This is a genomic window from Vibrio sp. 10N.286.48.F5, assembly GCF_041469785.1.
Classification (GTDB): domain Bacteria; phylum Pseudomonadota; class Gammaproteobacteria; order Enterobacterales; family Vibrionaceae; genus Vibrio; species Vibrio crassostreae_C.
Genome location: NZ_JBFRLG010000030.1, coordinates 1 through 1,694 on the forward strand (window position 1 = coordinate 1; position 1,694 = coordinate 1,694).

The 1,694-nt window shown below is 49.6% G+C and carries 1 protein-coding gene; it reads right to left on the minus strand.

The annotated features are described in order from the left end of the window. A partial coding sequence (locus AB4185_RS16120) for an Ig-like domain-containing protein (RefSeq protein ID WP_372135658.1) occupies positions 1–1,694 on the minus strand: 1,694 nt, incomplete at both ends.

Genomic DNA, 1,694 nt, shown 5'->3' on the forward strand with positions numbered 1-1,694 from the left:
TCGGTTTGCTGATACCCGTACCAACCTCGTGAGTAGATATCACTTTACTTTGTACTGAATTGCCTACGCTATCGGTTGATGTGACCACAACTTCAAATTCGGCATCTTGCGTCAGATCGCTGCCCGCCACATCCACTGTCCAGTTGCCATCGCCATCCACGGTGGTGGTGTACTCGGTACCATTGATGGTCATGGTCACAACATCGCCTTCGCTGATGTCACCACCTTTCGCCGTACCGCTAACCGTGATGGTTTGTCCGCTTTCGGCTTTGTTAATCACGTCATCGGCTGTGATGTCATCAACCGTCACGCTGCCTTTGTCGGCTTCAAGATCGACCGTATGCGTTGAAACAGTCGTGGCCGTATATGGGTTTCCTGCGTCATCAATACCAGAAACCGATGCATTAAATTGGGTATCGTTGGCAAGATCTTGACCTGAAACCTCTACAAACCAAGTTTTGTCGGCTAGAACAGTGGTTGTGTACGTATTTCCATTGATATCGAGAGTAACTGTATCTCCCGGTCCAGCATCAAAGCCAACTCGGCCAGATACGAACACATTCCCTTGGCTTTCTTCCGCGTTAATCGTGTCATCCGCGGTGATGCGATCAACTCGGATCACTGCGGTGGCAGATGTATCAGTGAAATATTTCTCGGTAGATTCAGCATCACCCACTTGGCCAATGTCGTTTACGACGGATACAGAGGCATCAATAATCGTATCGCTATCTGCAACTAAGTCTGAGCCATTAACCTCGATCTCAAATAAACCTGTATCCGGATTGACAACTCCTGTGTATTGGTTGCCATTGATAACCAAGCTTACAGTACCCAATGAGAATTCATCACCGGTCACAGAGCCAGTGATAGTGATAGCCGCCTGAGATTCACTTGAATTAATTATTGAATCATCGGTAACTGGATCGACATTGAGGTTGACGATTAGCGGAGTATCATTATAGCTATGCTCAGAGATCCCCGTAGAGTTACTGCTGTTACCCGCAATGTCTGTTGATTCGACAGTGACATTAAAATCTGTATCTAAAGCAAGATCTTCGCCGCTCACATCAAGTTGCCAACCGCCATCTTCATTGACCGTCGTTGTGTACTCGTTACCATTGATTGTCGCAGTGACACTGTCACCAGACTCAATATCACCACCAGTAGCACGGCCCGTCACAGCAATAGTTTGACCTTGTTCGGTGACCGTAACGACATCATCGGCTGTGATGTTATCAACTGTGACGGTTCCTTGGTCTGCTTGAGTATCGAGTGTGAACGTCAACTCACTTGAGCCAGAGGTGTTACCGGCTGCATCGGTTTGACGTACCGTGATGGTGTTGGCCCCTTCGTTTGGCGTGGGCGCTTGCGTGGTCCATTCCCCGTCAACCAAGTATTCAACGATGGCGCCATCTTCAGTGCCAGAAACAGTAAAGCTGCCATCGTTGGTCAGGAAGTCATCTGCCAACGTGCCACTGTCGGTATCAAGGGCAATTTGCGGCGCGTCTGGCGCTGTGGAATCGAGAGTGAACGTCAGCTCGCTGCTGCCTGATGTATTACCCGCTGCGTCGGTTTGACGAACGGTGATCGTGTTGTCACCTTCCGTTGGTACTGGTGCGGTTGTCGTCCAGTTTCCGTCAACGAGGTATTCTACTGTCGCACCCTCTTCTGTGTCGCCGACTGTGAAGCTGCCG